Below are 16,250 nucleotides of genomic sequence, written 5' to 3'. Positions count from 1 at the left end.
CGGTTCCGGTGCGCGCTCAGCGCCCGAGGTCGACGTACGTCGTGCCCCGCAGGCCCCATCGGCTGCGAGCGCGCTGGAACCCTTGTCGCAGTCGCAGGCCGGCTGGGTCCAGGCCGTAGACGTGGTGCTTGAGGAACACGTCGATGATCCAGTCCTGGTCCTCCAACCATCGGATCTGGCTCTCGTCGTGCTCCTGACGGTCTTCGCCGTGCCATTCCTCGCCGAAGTACTCGGCTCCGTAGCGCGTGCCCTCGTGCCCCAGGTCGATGCGGAACCGAGGCACGTCGCCGTCGTGCACCCAGATCTGGGTCTGGGGCCAGGGAAGCCCGGCCTCGTGCCAGTGCAGGCGCAGTGCGCTCTCGGGCTGCGACTCAGCCTTGGGGTCGCCGAGGGGAACCAACGTGCGCAGCTGGACGACGCCCCGGAAGCCCTTGAAGCGCTCGGCCTCGCGAAGCAGCTCGTCCTGGGCGACCCCCAGCCGCAGGAAGCCGTCGATGGCACCCAGGGCGTCGTACCTCCAAAGGAGCCGGCCCAGGTCGCACGCCGTCCGCAGCGGGGTGGTCACCTGCAGCCCGTCGACGGTGCACACGTCGCTCGCCGTAAGGTCGCGTACGCCGCTGCGGACGCTGTCGCGGCGCATCCGGCTCCCCGTGCGACTGAAGACGTCGAGCGACGGCATCTCCTGAATGGTGTTGCGGGGCAGCGCGTCGACCCCGTGCACCCATGCGGCCAGCCGGTCCACGACGACGGCGTGCTCCGGGACGACGAGGTGGACGGCAGCCACCCGCAGGCGGAGCGAGTCGGGGACCTGGGTCGCGACCAGCACTCCCCTGAGCATCGGCCTGAGGAAGCCCTGCTCGACCAGGCCGCGTCGCAGCCGTGGACCGACGCCCACGGATTCGGCGTACGCCGCCGTGAACGGTCGATCGATCGGGACAGGCGCGTCCTCCCCGAGGAGGACGGCGTCGCGGCACCAGGCCGGGAGTCGGTCGCTCATGGCACCACCGTGTCCGAGTTCCGGATCCGGCGTCCGCCGTCATCCACAGGGAGGCGCGCGCCAGGAAGCGCCCGGTCGGCACGATCCAGCGGTCAGGAACCGCCCGGTCGGCACGATCCAGCGATCAGGAAGTGCCCGGTGGGTCAGAAGATGATGTCGCCCGACTTGCGACGGCTGCGGAGCAGCTGGATCGCCTCGTCGAGGATGTCCGCCGCCTCGGAGTCGGAGCGGCGCTCCTTCACGTAGGCGAGGTGCGTCTTGTAGGGCTCGATCTTGGGCGCCGGCGGCGGGTTCTCGGAGTCGAGGCTGGCCGGGAGGCCGCACTTGGGGCAGTCCCAGGACTCGGGGACCGTCGCCTCGACCGAGAAGGTCACCACCGAACGGTGCTCGTGCGAGCAGAAGTAGGTCACCGCCTGACGCGGAGCCGCCTCACCACGCTCGGCCTCGCCCATCGGGCCCGCACCGACCCGGCTTCCTCGGATCGCGTTACCACCGCCACCAGCCACGTGCTCTCTCCTTGTTCAAGACCCCGGCGAGAGACTCGCCGCGGGACACGATCCCCGTAACGAAACGTCAGGCGCCGTTGTACGCCTTCAGCAGGCCCAGCGCGATGATGCAGGCGAACCAGATGATGCCCACGCCGACCGTGAACCGGTCGAGGTTGCGCTCGGCCACCGAGGAGCCTCCGAGGGTGCTGGAGACGCCGCCGCCGAACATGTCCGAGAGTCCGCCGCCGCGACCCTTGTGGAGCAGCACCAGCAGGATGAGGATCAGGCTCGTGATGACGAGCAGGACAGTGAAGAGCGGAATCACGTGCGGAAGCCTACGTCACAGGCCGACGAATCAGAGGACCGGCATCTCGTAGAACCGGCAGATTCCCCCGAACTCCTCGGCCTGCAGGCTCGCGCCCCCGACGAGGCACCCGTCGACGTCCGGCTTCTCCATGATCCCGGCGACGTTGGCGGCCTTCACCGACCCGCCGTACTGGATCCGGACACCGTCGGCCGCGGCGTCCCCGTGGACCTCCCGGACGCGCTCGCGGATGGCTCCGCAGACCTCCTGGGCGTCGTCGGGGGTGGCGACCTCGCCGGTGCCGATCGCCCAGACCGGCTCGTAGGCGATCACGAGGCCGGCGACCTGCTCGGCGGTGAACCCCGCCAGCGAGCCGTCGACCTGGGCGAGGGTGTAGGGCACCTGCTCGCCCGCCTTGCGGACGTCCAGGCCCTCGCCCACGCAGACGATCGGGGTCATGCCGGCAGCGAGCGCCCGGTGGGCCTTGGCGTTGACCGTCTCGTCGGACTCGCCGTGGTACTCACGCCGCTCGCTGTGCCCGACCACCACGTAGGAGCAGCCGAGCTTGGCCAGCATCGCCGCCGAGATCTCGCCGGTGTAGGCGCCCCCGTCGTGCGTGGACACGTCCTGGGCGCCGTACTTGATGGAGAGCCGGTCCCCGTCCACCATCGTTTGGACGGACCGCAGGTCGGTGAACGGGGGTACGACGACCACCTCGACCTTGCCGTAGTCGTGACGCTTGTCCGACAGGGTCCACGCGAGCTTCTGGACGAGCACCACCGCTTCCTGGTGGTTGAGGTTGCTCTTCCAGTTGCCCGCCATGATCGGGGTGCGGCTCATCGGGTTGCGTTCCTCTCGAGTACGGCGATGCCGGGCAGCTCCTTGCCCTCGAGGAACTCGAGGCTGGCGCCGCCACCGGTGGAGATGTGGCCGAAGGCGGCCTCGTCGAAGCCGAGCTTGCGGACCGCGGCGGCGGAGTCGCCCCCGCCGACCACGGACAGGCCCTCGACCTCGGTCAGGGCCTGCGCGACCGCGCGGGTGCCCTCGGCGTACGCCTCGACCTCGAAGACACCCATCGGGCCGTTCCAGAAGACCGTGCGGGCGCCGGCCAGGGCGTCGGCGAAGGCCGCGCCCGACTCGGGGCCGATGTCCAGGCCGAGGGAGTCGGCGGGGATCGCATCGGCGGCCACGACCCGCGGCTGCGGCTCGCGGTCCCCGCTGGGGAAGGCGGTGTCGGCGACCACGTCGGTCGGCAGCACGATCTCCACCCCCCGCTCGGCGGCCTCCTCGAGGTAGCGCCGGCACGTGTCGAGCTGGTCCTCCTCCAGGAGGCTCTTGCCGACCTCGTGGCCCTGCGCCTTGAGGAAGGTGAAGACCATGCCGCCGCCGATGAGCAGCTTGTCGGCCTTCTCCAGCAGGTTGTCGATGACGCCCAGCTTGTCGGAGACCTTCGAGCCGCCCAGCACGACGACGTACGGCCGCTCGGGGTCGACGGTGAGGCGACGCAGCACGTCGATCTCGGTGGCGACGAGCCCGCCCATGGCCGACGGCAGGCGCAGCGCCACGTCGTAGACGCTGGCCTGCTTGCGGTGGACGACGCCGAAGCCGTCGGAGACGAAGGCGTCGGCGAGCTGGGCGAGCTGCCCGGCGAACGAGCCGCGCACGTCGTCGTCCTTGCTGGTCTCGCCCGCGTTGAAGCGGACGTTCTCCAGCAGCGCCACCTGGCCGTCCCGCAGCCCGGCGACGGTCTCGGTGGCGCTCTCGCCCACCGTGTCGGTCGCGAACGCCACGTCCTGGCCGAGCAGCTCGCCGAGGCGTGCCGCCACCGGGGCGAGGCTGTACTTCGGGTCCGGCGCGCCGTCGGGACGGCCCAGGTGGGCGGTCACGACGACGCGGGCGCCGGCCTCGGAGAGCTGCTTGATGGTCGGGACGCTGGCGCGGATGCGGCCGTCGTCGGTGATCGTGCTGCCGTCCAGGGGCACGTTGAGGTCCGAGCGGACCAGGACGCGCTTGCCGGTCAGGTCACCCAGGGAGGAGATGTCCGACACGTCAGAGCGTCGAGCCGATGTGGGTGATCAGGTCGGCGAGGCGGTTGGAGTAGCCCCACTCGTTGTCGTACCAGCCGACGACCTTGACCTGGTTGCCGATGACCTTGGTCAGCGGCGCGTCGAAGATGCACGACGCCGGGTCGGTCACGATGTCGCTGGAGACGATCGGGTCGGTGGAGTACTTGAGGAACCGGCCGTCGGCGGCCTTCTGGACCGCGGCGTTGACCTCCTCGACGGACGTCTCGCGGCCGGCCTCGAACGTGAGGTCGGTGGCGGAGCCGGTCGGGACGGGGACGCGCAGCGCGTAGCCGTCGAGCTTGCCCTTCAGCTCGGGCATGACCAGGCCGATCGCCTTGGCCGCACCGGTCGAGGTCGGCACCACGTTGAGGGCGGCGGCGCGGGCGCGGCGCGGGTCCTTGTGGATGTTGTCGAGCAGGTTCTGGTCGGCGGTGTAGGCGTGCACCGTCGTCATCAGGCCCTTGACGATCGTGAACTCCTCGTGGAGCGCCTTGGCCATCGGGGCGAGGCAGTTGGTCGTGCACGAGGCGTTGGAGATCACGGTGTGCTTGTCGCCGTCGTAGAGCTCGTGGTTGACGCCCATGACGACGGTGAGGTCCTCGTTCTTCGCCGGGGCGGAGATGATGACCTTCTTGGCGCCGCCGTCCACGTGGGCGCGGGCCTTGGTCGCGTCGGTGAAGAAGCCGGTCGACTCGACGACGACGTCGACGCCCAGGTCGCCCCACTTGAGGTTGGCCGGGTCGCGCTCCGCGAAGGCGGCGATGGTCTGGTCGCCGACCTTGATGGAGCTCTCGTCGCTGGACACGTCGGTGTCGAGGCGGCCCAGGATCGAGTCGAACTTGAGCAGGTGCGCGAGCGAGGCGTTGTCGGTCAGGTCGTTGACGCCGACGATCTCGATGTCGGCACCAGACGCGCGCACGGCGCGGAAGAAGTTGCGGCCGATGCGGCCGAAGCCGTTGATACCTACGCGAACAGTCACTGCGGGACTCCTAGGGAACTGGCGTGCTGGGTCAGGTGGCACGACGACGCGCAAGCGCGCTCGACGGCGTCTCGCGCCGACCCTATCGCGCGGTCGCGCCACGTGTCGGGGGCCATATCGGGGTACGTGCGGGTAACCGCAGAACCCCCACTCGGCGCGCACCGCATCTCCGGCAGGGCGAGGCCCACGACCGTCCCCCGGAGGTCGTACGCCGAGTGGGCGCTCAGGCCTCCTCGGCCAGCATCTCCGGGGTCAGCGACGCCTCGGTGTCGGGGATGCCGAGCTCCTCGGCGCGCTTGTCGGCCATGGCGAGGAGACGGCGGATACGACCGGCGATGGCGTCCTTGGTGAGGACCGGGTCGTGGAGCTGGCCGAGCTCCTCGAGGCTCGCCTGCTTGTGCTCGAGGCGCAGGTGACCCGCCAGCTTGAGGTGGTCGGGGACCTCCTCGGCCAGGATCTCCAGGGCCCGCTCGACGCGGGCACCGGCGGCCACGGCGGCGCGGGCGGAGCGGCGCAGGTTGGCGTCGTCGAAGTTGGCCAGGCGGTTGGCGGTGGCGCGCACCTCGCGCCGCATCCGCCGCTCCTCCCAGGCCATCAGCGACTCGTGGGCGCCGAGCCGTGTCAGGAGCGCGCCGATGGCGTCGCCGTCGCGGATGACCACCCGGTCGACTCCACGCACCTCACGGGCCTTGGCGGAGATGCCGAGGCGCCGGGCGACGCCGACGATGGCCAGCGCGGCCTCGGGGCCGGGACAGGTGATCTCGAGCGAGGACGAGCGGCCCGGCTCGGTGAGCGAGCCGTGGGCCAGGAAGGCGCCGCGCCAGGCGGCGACGGCGTCGCAGCCGCCACCGGACACCACGGCCGGCGGCAGGCCGCGCACGGGCCGGCCCCGCTGGTCGAGGAGGCCGGTCTGGCGGGCCAGGGCCTCGCCGTCCTTGACCACGCGCACGATGTAGCGGCTGCCCTTGCGGATGCCGTTGCCCTGCACCATCACGACGTCGGACTGGTGGCCGTAGACCTCGGAGATGTCCTTGCGGAGGCGGCGCGCAGCCGCCCCCGTGTCGAGCTCGGCCTCGACCACGATCCGGCCGCTGACGATGTGCAGACCGCCCGCGAAACGCAGCATGGAGGCCACTTCGGCCTTGCGGCAGCAGGTCTTGGTGATCTGGGTGTTGGCGAGCTCCGCCTTCACCTGTGCCGTCATCGCCATGGCCCCGATCCTGCCATGCGCGTCAATCACCCGGACCGTCGCCCGGGCCTCTCAGGGGCGCGACACGATGGCTTCGAAGGCGGCCGCCAGCCGGGCGTGGTCGTGGCGGTCCGACGCACCGTCCTCGGCCACGTCGGCCAGCACGAGCTCGGCTCCGGCATCGGACACGACGCGCTCCAGCACGTCGGGGTGGCCGACGCTGGCCCGGTCGGCCAGGACGGTGTGGATCTTCAGGTCGGGTGCGTGCTCGAAGAGCGCCGCGAGGAGGTCCTCGGGGCCGAAGCCGGGCGTCTCCCCCTCCTGGGGCTCGAGGTTGAGCACGACGACCAGCCGGGCGCTGGTGGCGACGAGGGCCTCGCGCAGCCGCGGGACCATGAGGTGCGGGATCACCGAGGTGTACCAGGAGCCGGGTCCGAGGAACACCCAGTCGGCGGCCATGATCGCCTCGACCGACTCGGGGCACGCCGCGGGCGACGGCGGGTCGAGGGCCACCGAGACGATGTCGCCCTCCGTGGTCGCCACCTCGACCTGGCCGCGGACCGTGCTGGTGAGCTCGGGACGCTCGGCGTCGAGCCCTCGGACCTCGGCGGTGATGTCCATCGGCGTGATCGCCATCGGCAGCACCCGCCCCTGCGCACCGAGCAGGCGTCCGACCCAGTCCAGGGCGCGCACGTGGTCACCCATCAGCTCCCACAGTCCGACGATCAGCAGGTTGCCGATGACGTGGCCGCGCATGTCGCCCTCGCCGGCGAAGCGGTGCTGGACCACGTCGGCCCAGGTGCGCCCCCAGTCGTCGTCGCGGCACAGCGCCGCCAGGGCCATCCGCAGGTCGCCCGGCGGCAGGACGCCGAACTCGCCGCGCAGTCGTCCGGAGGAGCCGCCGTTGTCGGCGACGGTGACGACCGCGGTCAGCGAGTCGATCGTGAGGTCGGCCTCCAGGCGCCGCAGCGCGCTCAGGGTGGCGAACAGGCCGTGTCCGCCGCCCAGGGCGACGGCGGCCTGGGCGGTGTCGCGCGCCATCGTCACTCCCTCCCGAGGTCGCGGTGCCGTGCCGAGACGTCGTACCCGCGCTCGCGCAGGCGCGACGCGATCTCCTCGGTCATCGCCACGCTGCGGTGCTTGCCGCCCGTGCAGCCGATCGCGATCGTCATGAACCGCTTGCCCTCGCGCAGGTAGCCCTCGGCGGCCGTCTCCAGCACGGGGACGTACTGCTCGAGGAACGTGACGGCCCCGGGCCGGTCCTTGACGTAGGCGGCCACGGGCTCGTCGCGCCCGTTGAGGGGACGCAGCTCGGGAACCCAGTGCGGGTTGGGGAGGAAGCGCATGTCGGCCACGAAGTCGGCGTCCACCGGGATGCCGTACTTGAAGCCGAAGCTGGTCACCGTCACCTTGAGCCGCGTCGACTCGGGGGTGCCGAACTGCTCCGCGATCCGGTCGGTGAGCTGGTGGACGTTGAAGTTGGTGGTGTCGATGACCAGGTCGGCGTCGCTGCGCAGGTCGGCCAGCACCTCGCGCTCGCGCTGCAGTCCGTGGAGGAGCCGGCCGCTGCCCTGGAGCGGGTGCGGGCGCCTGGCGGCCTCCTGGCGGCGCACGAGGACCTCGTCGGTCGCGTCGAGGAACAGCAGCGTGGTGGGGCGGCCGGTGACCTTCTGGGTGCGGTTGGCCTGGAGGGAGTCGAAGAACGAGCCCGACCGGACGTCGACGACCACGGCGATCGGCTGGCTGATCCCACGGCTGTCGTCGACGAGGCGTACGACGTCGCGCACGAGGGTGGGCGGCAGGTTGTCGACCACGAAGAACCCGAGGTCCTCGAGCTCCTTGGCCGCCGTGCTGCGTCCGGCGCCCGTCATGCCGGTCACGACGACCAGCTCTGCCGGCGTGGCGTCCATCAGTCCTCCTCGATCTCGCCCGTGGCGGTGTTGACCCGCGGGGCGCCAGTCTGGCGGGTCGCGGCGGCCCCGGCGACAGCCTCCTTGATGGAGGCGGCCGTGCGGGGGCCGATGCCCGGGACCAGGGCGATCTCCGCCTGGTCGGCCTCGCGCAGCTTCTTGAGCGACCCGAAGTGCTTGAGCAGCGTCCTGCGGCGCACCTCGCCCAGGCCCGGGACGTCGTCGAGGACGCTCTCGACCATCGTCTTGGACCGTCGGGACCGGTGGTGCGTGATCGCGAACCGGTGGGCCTCGTCCCGCACCCGCTGCAGGAGGTAGAGGCCCTCGCTGGACCGCGCCATGATCACCGGGTCCTCCTCGTCGGGGAGCCACACCTCCTCGAGCCGCTTGGCCAGGCCGCAGACGGGGATGTCGTCGATGCCGAGCTCGGTGAGGGCCTGTTGCGCGGCGGCGACCTGCGGCGGACCGCCGTCGACCACCACGAGCCCCGGCGCGTAGGCGAACTTGCGCGGCCGGCCCGTCTCGGGGTCGACCAGCATCGGCCCGGAGTCGGTGCTGACCGTCTCGGAGCGCGCCTGCTCGTCGAGCAGCCTCCGGAAGCGCCGCGTGATGACCTGGTGCATGTGGGCGACGTCGTTCTGCCCGACCTGTCCGTCGGCCCCGTCCTCGCCCCGGATGACGAACCGGCGGTACTCCCCCTTGCGCGGCAGGCCGTCCTCGAAGACCACCATCGAGGCCACGACCTCGGTGCCCTGCAGGTTGGACACGTCGTAGCACTCGATGCGCAGCGGCACCTCGTCGAGCCCGAGCGCCTTCTGGATCTCCTCGAGCGCCCGGTTGCGGGTGGTGAGGTCGCTGGCCCGCTTGGTCTTGTGCAGCGCGAGCGCCTGGCCGGCGTTGGACGCCACCGTCTGCTGGAGGGTGAGCTTGGCCCCCCGCTGCGGCACCCGGATAGACACCCGGCTCCCCCGCAGGTCGCTGAGCAGCTCCTCGAGCACCGCGGCGTCCGGCGGCAGCGCCGGCACGAGCACCTCGCGCGGGATCGCCGAGGCGTCGTCGTCGGCGGCCGCGCCGCCGTAGAGCTGGAGCAGGAACTCCTGGACGAGGCCGGCGGTGTCGCTGTCGTCGGCCCGGTCGGCCACCCAGCCGCGCTGGCCGCGGATGCGCCCGCCGCGCACGTAGAAGATCTGGACGGCCACCTCGAGAGGGTCCTCCGCCAGCGCGATGACGTCGGCGTCGGTGCCGTCGCCCAGCACCACTGCCTGCTTCTCCAGGGCCTTGCGCATGGCGCCGAGGTCGTCGCGGAGGCGGGCGGCCTTCTCGAAGTCGAGCGCCTCCGAGGCGGCGTACATCTCCTTCTCGATGCGACGCACGAACGCGTTGGTGTTGCCGGCCATGAAGTCGCAGAAGTCGTCGACGATGCGGCGGTGCTCCTCGGCGGTGACGTTGCCGACGCACGGCGCCGAGCACTTGTCGATGTAGCCGAGCAGGCACGGCCGGCCGATCTGGCTGGACCGCTTGAACACCCCATTGCTGCACGAGCGCATCGGGAAGACCCGCAGCAGCAGGTCGACCGTCTCGCGGATCGCCCAGGCGTGGCCGTAGGGCCCGAAGTAGCGCGTCCCCCTGCGCTTGGCCCCGCGACCCACCATGACGCGCGGGAACTCCTCACCGAGGGTCACCGCGAGCCACGGGTAGGACTTGTCGTCGCGGTACTTCACGTTGAACCGCGGGTCGAACTCCTTGATCCAGCTGTACTCCAGCTGGAGGGCCTCCACCTCGGTGCGGACGACGGTCCACTCGACGCTGGCGCCGGTCGTCACCATGCTCGCCGTGCGCGGGTGCAGGTTGGCGATGTCCTGGAAGTACGACGACAGGCGCGGGCGCAGGCTCTTGGCCTTGCCGACGTAGATCACCCGGCCCTTGGCGTCGCGGAACCGGTAGACCCCCGGGTCGGTCGGGATCGACCCTGGAGCGGGTCGATAGCTGCTGGGGGTGGCCACGCGACAACCCTACGGACCCCCGGGGACAGTGCCCGAGGGGTGGTGAGGGGCCGGCTCAGGCCAGCGTGATGCTGTCCCCCTCGACGGTGATCGCGACCTCGTCGAGCGGCGCCGTGGCCGGCCCGTTGAGGACCGAGCCGTCCTCCAGGGAGAAGCGGCTGCCGTGGCAGTTGCAGGGGATCTCGCCGTCGCTCGAGGAGCTCACCGCGCAGCCCTGGTGGGTGCACGTGGAGCTGAACGCCTTGAACTCGCCCTCCGTCGGCTGGGTGACCACGACCTTCTCGGACTCGAACACCGCGCACCCGCCGACCGGGACGTCCGAGGTGCTCGCGAGCACGGCGCCCGTCGCGCCGCCGGCGCCGTCCTCCGCGGGGCTCGAGGAGGCGTCGCTCGGCTCGGCGGAGGAGCTGTCGGCGGCCGTGCCGCCGTCGTCGGACCCGCACGCGGCCAGCACGGGGAGCGCGAGCCCGGCGGTGGCGGTCGCGGTGAACCGGCGGCGGGTCAAGGGGTGCTCGGTGCTCATGAGGTGGCCTCTCGGTCAGGTCAGCAGACGGTGCACACCACCGTAGGACACCGACCCCAGTGCCGGCGGGGAGCAGGCTGGTGTCCCCAGCCTGCTCCGTCACCCGGTCGTCGCGCCACGGGTGACGCCTACGTGGTCGACGCCTTCCTCGCAGCGACCTTCTTCGTGGTCGCCTTCTCGGCCGGCGCCTTCTTGGCCGGCGCCTTCTTGGCCACCGACTTCTGGGCCACCGCCCGCCCGGACGCGGCGTCCTTGGCGGCGGCGTTGCGCGCGGCCTTCTTCGCCAGCCTGGTCGGCGGCAGCTCCTTCGGCGCGACCCGACCCGCGGGCTGCTGCGCGGCGCGGCCCTCGAGCAGCGGCACGAGGTAGCGACCGGTGTGGCTCTCGGGGTGGCCGGCGACCGTCTCGGGGGTGCCCTCGGCGACCACGACGCCACCGCGGGAACCGCCCTCGGGACCCATGTCGATCAGCCAGTCGGCCGTCTTGATGACGTCGAGGTTGTGCTCGATCACGAGGACGGTGTTGCCCGCGTCGACCAGCTTGCCGAGCACCAGCAGCAGCTTGCGGATGTCCTCGAAGTGCAGGCCCGTGGTCGGCTCGTCGAGGACGTAGACCGTGCGACCGGTCGAGCGCTTCTGCAGCTCGCTGGAGAGCTTGACGCGCTGGGCCTCGCCGCCGGAGAGGGTGGTCGCCGGCTGCCCGAGGCGGACGTAGCCGAGCCCCACCTCGCACAGCGTCTTCATGTGCCGTGCGATGGCGGGCACGGCCGCGAAGAACTCCGCCGCCTCCTCGATCGGCATGTCGAGGACCTCGGCGATGCTCTTGCCCTTGTAGTGGACCTCGAGCGTCTCCCGGTTGTAGCGCGCGCCGTGGCAGACCTCGCAGGGGACGTAGACGTCCGGCAGGAAGTTCATCTCGATCTTGATGGTGCCGTCGCCGGAGCACGCCTCGCAGCGACCGCCCTTGACGTTGAACGAGAAGCGCCCCTGGAGGTAGCCGCGCATCTTGGCCTCGGGCGTCGAGGCGAAGAGCTTGCGGACGTGGTCGAAGACCCCGGTGTACGTCGCGGGGTTGGACCGCGGGGTGCGGCCGATCGGCGACTGGTCGACGTGGATGACCTTGTCGACGTGCTCGGTGCCGGTGATCCTGGTGTGCCGCCCGGGAACGGTGCGGGCGTTGTAGATCTGCTTGGCCAGCGAGGTGTAGAGGATGTCGTTGACCAGCGTCGACTTGCCCGAGCCGGAGACGCCCGTCACCGCGCAGAAGACGCCGAGCGGGAAGCTCACGTCCACGTTGCGCAGGTTGTTCTCCTTGGCGCCGTGGACGGTGAGCTCGCGACCCTTGGTGCGCGGCCGGCGTACCTCCGGGACCGGGATCTCGCGGCGACCCGAGAGGTACTGGCCCGTCATCGAGTCGGGGTGCTCGTAGAGGTCCTTGACGCTGCCGCTGTGGACCACCTGGCCGCCGTGCTCGCCGGCGCCCGGCCCGATGTCGACGACCCAGTCGGCGGTGCGGATGGTGTCCTCGTCGTGCTCGACGACGATCAGGGTGTTGCCGAGGTCCTTGAGGCGCACCAAGGTCTCGATCAGGCGCTGGTTGTCGCGCTGGTGGAGACCGATCGAGGGCTCGTCGAGGACGTAGAGCACGCCGACGAGGCCCGCCCCGATCTGGGTCGCGAGCCGGATGCGCTGGGCCTCGCCGCCGGACAGCGAGCCCGAGGGCCGGTCCAGGGAGAGGTAGTCGAGCCCGACGTCGAGGAGGAAGTTGAGGCGCTCCTGGATCTCCTTGAGCACCCGCTCGGCGATCTGCCTCTCCCGCGGCGAGAGCTCGAGGTCGCGCAGCCACGCGGCGGTCTCGTTGATGGGGAGGGCGCAGAGCTCGGCGATGTTCTTGCCGCCCTCCTCGCGGGCACCGAGGGTGACCGACATCGAGACCGGCTTGAGCCGGCTGCCGCGGCACGTCGGGCAGGGCACCTCGCGCATGAAGCCCTCGAAGCGCTCCCGGCTGGTGTCGGACTCGGCCTCCTGGTGGCGCCGCTCGATGTAGGGGCGGACGCCCTCGAAGGCCGCGTAGTAGGACCGCTGGCGGCCGTAGCGGTTGCGGGTGACCACGTGCACCTTGGTCTTGTGGCCGTCGAGGATGGCGGTGCGGGCGCGCTGGGTGAGCTGCTCCCACGGGGTGTTGAGGTCGAAGCCGAGCTCCTCGCCGAGTGCGTTCAGCAGGCGCAGGAAGTAGTCGGCGACGTGCGCGTTGCTCCACGGCTGGATCGCGCCCTCGCCCAGGGTCGCTCCCGCGTCCGGGACCACGAGCTCGGGGTCGACCTCCATCCGGGTGCCGATGCCGTGGCACTGCGGGCAGGCGCCGAAGGGCGAGTTGAACGAGAACGAGCGCGGCTCGAGCTCGTCGGTGTCGATCGTGTGCTCGTTGGGGCAGGCCATCCGCTCGGAGAAGCGCAGCTCGCGGCCCGGGTCCTTGGCGTCGAGGTCGACGAAGTCGAGGACGACCAGTCCGCTGGCCAGGCGCAGCGCCGTCTCCACCGAGTCGGTCAGCCGGCGCTTGCTCGACTCCTTGACGGCCAGGCGGTCGACGACGACCTCGATGGTGTGCTTCTTCTGCTTGTCGAGCTTGGGCGGCTCGGCGAGCGGGTAGGTCTCGCCGTTGACCCGGGCCCGGCTGAAGCCGTCGGCCTGCAGCTGGCGGAACAGCTCGACGTACTCGCCCTTCCGACCGCGGATCACCGGAGCCAGCACCTGGAAGCGGGCGCCCTCCTCGAGCGCGAGCACCTTGTCGACGATCTGCTGAGGGGTCTGCCGCTCGATCGGAGCCCCGCACACGGGGCAGTGCGGCCGGCCGGCGCGCGCGTAGAGCAGGCGGAGGTAGTCGTAGACCTCGGTGATGGTGCCGACCGTCGAGCGGGGGTTCTTCGACGTGGACTTCTGGTCGATCGACACCGCGGGCGAGAGGCCCTCGATGAAGTCGACGTCGGGCTTGTCCATCTGACCGAGGAACTGGCGGGCGTACGCCGACAGCGACTCGACGTACCGCCGCTGGCCCTCGGCGAAGATCGTGTCGAACGCCAGGCTCGACTTGCCGGAGCCCGACAACCCGGTGAACACGATGAGCGCGTCACGCGGGAGGTCGAGCGAGACGTCCTTGAGGTTGTGCTCGCGGGCGCCGCGGATGATCAGCTGGTCGGCCACAGTTGTCCTTCACTGCACGGGGGGTGCCCGCCACGAGCCGTGCGCCCGGGCAGGACGTTCATTTCGAACAAGTGTTCGTGATGCCGCGCCGGGTCGCAACCCGCCACGCGGTCAGTTCTCGATCCTACGGGGCTGCACAGCACCCCCAGGTGTGTGTTGAATGACAGTCATGACCGACACCGCTCCCCCGGGCCAGGCGGCCGGGACACCACCCTGGGTGCCCACCCAGCTCGAGCTCCTCGCGGAGGCGGACCAACGTCTGGTGCGCACCGTCGACGGCCTCCCGGCCGAGGACGTCGGCCAGCCGTCGCTGCTCCCCGGCTGGACGCGGGCCCACGTCGTGGCGCACCTCGCCCTCAACGGCGAGGCCCTCGAGGCCGTGCTGTCGGCGGCCGCGCGTGGCGAGAGCCGGCCGATGTACGACTCCCCCGAGACGCGGGACCGCGACATCGAGGAGCTGTCGTCCGCGCCGGCCGAGGAGCTGCGCGAGCGGCTGCTGGCGTCCACGCACTGCTTCTCCCGGGCTGCGTCGGCCATGCCGGCCGAGCACTGGCGACGCCGCTTCGAGCGTACGCCGGGCGGCCCGACCTTCTCGGTCGCCACCGTGCCGCTGATGCGGCTCCGCGAGGTGGAGATCCACCACGCCGACCTGGCGGCCGGCTACTCGGCCGCCGACTGGCCCGAGGCGTTCGACGCGGTGCTGATCGAGTCGATGACCAGGCGGCCCTACCCCCAGCCGTTCCGGGTGCTCGCGCGCGACCTCGCCCGCACCTGGGACTTCGGCGACGGGCAGCCCGTCGCCACCGTCACCGGCGACGCGGCCGCGCTCGGCTGGTGGCTCACCGGCCGCGGCGACGGCGCGGACCTGACCGTCGATGCCGACCGACTCCCGGAGGTGCCCTCGTGGTGAACGACAGCTACACCGGCGACGTCTCGCCCGGTGGCGAGCCCGACGTCCGCACCATCGGGTGCCTGAGGGTCACCAAGGTGGCGGTCGACCCCGACATGTCCAACAACTGCTACCTGCTGCACTGCACGGAGACCGACGAGCTGGTGCTCGTCGACGCCGCCGCTGAGGCGCCCCGCCTGCTGGAGCTCATCGGCGACCGGTCGCTGACGACCGTCGTCACCACGCACCAGCACTGGGACCACCACCGCGCCCTCGCCGAGGTCGTGGCCGCCACCGGCGCGGCGGTCGTCGCGGGCGAGGCCGACGCCGACGCGATCACCGAGCAGACCGGCGTACCGGTCACCCGCCGGGTCGGCGACGGCGACCGGGTGGCGGTCGGGACCTGCGACCTCGAGGTGATCCACGTCGCGGGGCACACGCCCGGCTCGATCTGCTTGTACTGGCCCGACGAGGGCGGCCACCTCTTCACCGGCGACTCGCTCTTCCCGGGCGGCGTCGGCAACACGTTCGGCGACGCGGACGCCTTCCGGCAGCTGATCGACGACGTCGAGACCAAGGTCTTCGAGCGGCTCCCGGACGAGACGTGGTTCTACCCGGGACACGGCGGCGACGCGACGCTGGGGGCCGAGCGCCCGCACCTCGCCGAGTGGCGGTCCCGGGGCTGGTGAGGAGCAGCTCGGGGCACGAGCCGATCCGCGACGTGCGGCTCGTCCCGCTCGCCGCGGAGCACGTCGCCGACCTGCGCGAGCTCGTCGACGACGCCGGCACCCGCCGGTTCACCCGGATCCCCGAGCCTCCGCCGGACGACTACGCCGCCGGCTGGGTCGAGCGTTTCGCCGCGGGACGCGAGACCGGCGAGCGCGAGGCGTACGCCGTGGTGGACGGGACCGGGGCCTTCCTCGGGGCCGGGATGCTCCCGGTGATCGACGGGGCGTCGGCCACGGTGGAGATCGGCTACATCGTCTCCCCCGGCGCGCGGGGGCGCGGGGTCGCCACCTGGGCTCTCTCCCTCCTCACCGACCGCGCCCTCGAGCTGGGGGCCGAGCGCATCGTGCTGCACATCGCCGTCGGCAACCCCGCGTCCCAGCGGGTCGCCGAGCGCTGCGGCTACCGGCTCGAGGGGGTGCTGCGCTCTGAGTACTGGAAGCCCGGGGTGCGCGCGGACACGCAGCTGTGGAGCCTGCTCCCGGGCGACCACCGGCCGCCCCTGCCCGAGCCCTGACTACTTGCTGCCCCAGACGCGCTCCTGCATCGCGGTGTCCCCGGCGGACTGGAACTTCACGACCTTCCCGTCGCGGAAGGTCAGCACGTCGGCCTGGTCGGCGCTCTCGCCGTCCACGGTGATGTTGGTGAGCACCACGACCCGCTCGTCGTCGGCCAGGAAGTGCTCGGGACGGGTCGAGAAGCCCTTGCCGGCGAGCCGCATCCAGAAGCCGAGGACCTCCTCCTTGCCCCGGTAGGTGCCCGAGATCGCGCTGTTGCCCGCCACGATCCACTCGATCTGGTCGTCGAGGTCCGCGCTCGCGGCCTCGACGTCCCCTGCGGAGAAGGCCGCGTACGCCGCCTTGGTCTTCTCGATGTTCTCCTGGCCTGACATGACGTCCCCGCTTCCCGGACCCGACGGGTCCCCCTGCCACGCTACGTCCGGCTCGGGGGTCGAGCCATAGGTCGTGCGGACCCA

At 71.5% G+C, this 16,250-nt stretch carries 16 protein-coding genes; 3 read left to right on the top strand and 13 right to left on the bottom strand.

Features of this window, described 5'->3' with window-relative positions:
* Positions 1-16: 16 nt before the first annotated feature.
* From DAI17_RS16535 to uvrA, 12 genes are all read right to left on the bottom strand, one after another.
* Entirely contained in the window at positions 17-997 is a 981-nt protein-coding gene (locus DAI17_RS16535) for a hypothetical protein (RefSeq protein ID WP_107774307.1), read from the bottom strand.
* 143 nt (positions 998-1,140) lie between these two features.
* Entirely contained in the window at positions 1,141-1,503 is a 363-nt protein-coding gene (locus DAI17_RS16530; protein WP_107774306.1) for an RNA polymerase-binding protein RbpA, read from the bottom strand.
* Positions 1,504-1,570: 67 nt separating this feature from the next.
* A complete protein-coding gene (gene secG, locus DAI17_RS16525) occupies positions 1,571-1,810 on the bottom strand; it encodes a preprotein translocase subunit SecG (protein ID WP_107774305.1) in 240 nt (79 codons plus the stop codon).
* A gap of 30 nt (positions 1,811-1,840) precedes the next feature.
* On the bottom strand, positions 1,841-2,629 hold the full coding sequence (tpiA, locus tag DAI17_RS16520) for a triose-phosphate isomerase (protein WP_107774304.1): 789 nt from the start codon (positions 2,627-2,629) through the stop codon (positions 1,841-1,843).
* Positions 2,626-3,837 (bottom strand): phosphoglycerate kinase, encoded by a 1,212-nt coding sequence (locus tag DAI17_RS16515; RefSeq protein ID WP_107774303.1) that lies wholly within the window; start codon positions 3,835-3,837, stop codon positions 2,626-2,628. The genes tpiA and DAI17_RS16515 overlap by 4 nt, the downstream gene beginning before the upstream one ends.
* A 1-nt stretch (position 3,838) precedes the next feature.
* A complete protein-coding gene (gene gap / locus DAI17_RS16510; protein ID WP_107774302.1) occupies positions 3,839-4,834 on the bottom strand; it encodes a type I glyceraldehyde-3-phosphate dehydrogenase in 996 nt (331 codons plus the stop codon).
* Between the two features lie 223 nt (positions 4,835-5,057).
* A complete protein-coding gene (gene whiA, locus DAI17_RS16505; RefSeq protein WP_107774301.1) occupies positions 5,058-6,044 on the bottom strand; it encodes a DNA-binding protein WhiA in 987 nt (328 codons plus the stop codon).
* A 51-nt stretch (positions 6,045-6,095) separates the two neighbouring features.
* Positions 6,096-7,070, bottom strand: coding sequence for a gluconeogenesis factor YvcK family protein (locus tag DAI17_RS16500; RefSeq protein WP_407669742.1), 975 nt, complete (start codon positions 7,068-7,070; stop codon positions 6,096-6,098).
* On the bottom strand, positions 7,067-7,933 hold the full coding sequence (gene rapZ, locus DAI17_RS16495) for an RNase adapter RapZ (RefSeq protein ID WP_107774300.1): 867 nt from the start codon (positions 7,931-7,933) through the stop codon (positions 7,067-7,069). The genes DAI17_RS16500 and rapZ overlap by 4 nt, the downstream gene beginning before the upstream one ends.
* Complete coding sequence (gene uvrC / locus DAI17_RS16490) at positions 7,933-9,936, bottom strand: excinuclease ABC subunit UvrC (RefSeq protein WP_107774299.1); 2,004 nt, start codon at positions 9,934-9,936, stop codon at positions 7,933-7,935. The genes rapZ and uvrC overlap by 1 nt, the downstream gene beginning before the upstream one ends.
* Positions 9,937-9,991: 55 nt before the next feature.
* The gene (locus DAI17_RS16485; RefSeq protein ID WP_107774298.1) at positions 9,992-10,459 is read right to left on the bottom strand and encodes a Rieske (2Fe-2S) protein; all 468 of its coding nucleotides are present in this window, start codon (positions 10,457-10,459) and stop codon (positions 9,992-9,994) included.
* Positions 10,460-10,587: 128 nt separating this feature from the next.
* Complete coding sequence (gene uvrA, locus DAI17_RS16480) at positions 10,588-13,659, bottom strand: excinuclease ABC subunit UvrA (protein WP_107774297.1); 3,072 nt, start codon at positions 13,657-13,659, stop codon at positions 10,588-10,590.
* A 169-nt stretch (positions 13,660-13,828) separates the two neighbouring features.
* Between uvrA and DAI17_RS16475 the strand changes: the two genes are divergently transcribed.
* The 3 genes from DAI17_RS16475 to DAI17_RS16465 are packed head-to-tail and all read left to right on the top strand — an operon-like array spanning position 13,829 to position 15,791.
* Positions 13,829-14,569, top strand: coding sequence for a maleylpyruvate isomerase family mycothiol-dependent enzyme (locus DAI17_RS16475; protein ID WP_159081602.1), 741 nt, complete (start codon positions 13,829-13,831; stop codon positions 14,567-14,569).
* On the top strand, positions 14,566-15,237 hold the full coding sequence (locus tag DAI17_RS16470; RefSeq protein WP_234412543.1) for an MBL fold metallo-hydrolase: 672 nt from the start codon (positions 14,566-14,568) through the stop codon (positions 15,235-15,237). Before DAI17_RS16475 ends, DAI17_RS16470 begins: the two co-directional genes overlap by 4 nt.
* A complete protein-coding gene (locus tag DAI17_RS16465) occupies positions 15,234-15,791 on the top strand; it encodes a GNAT family N-acetyltransferase (protein WP_159081601.1) in 558 nt (185 codons plus the stop codon). Before DAI17_RS16470 ends, DAI17_RS16465 begins: the two co-directional genes overlap by 4 nt.
* Here DAI17_RS16465 and DAI17_RS16460 read toward each other — a convergent pair whose 3' ends face one another.
* Positions 15,792-16,166, bottom strand: coding sequence for a nuclear transport factor 2 family protein (locus DAI17_RS16460; RefSeq protein WP_107774294.1), 375 nt, complete (start codon positions 16,164-16,166; stop codon positions 15,792-15,794).
* Between the last annotated feature and the right edge of the window lie 84 nt (positions 16,167-16,250).

The organism is Nocardioides sediminis (assembly GCF_003047295.1).
In the GTDB taxonomy this organism is placed as follows: Bacteria; Actinomycetota; Actinomycetes; order Propionibacteriales; family Nocardioidaceae; genus Nocardioides; species Nocardioides sediminis.
The sequence above is the reverse complement of the archived record's forward strand: the minus strand, read 5'-3'. Positions and strand labels throughout refer to the sequence as shown.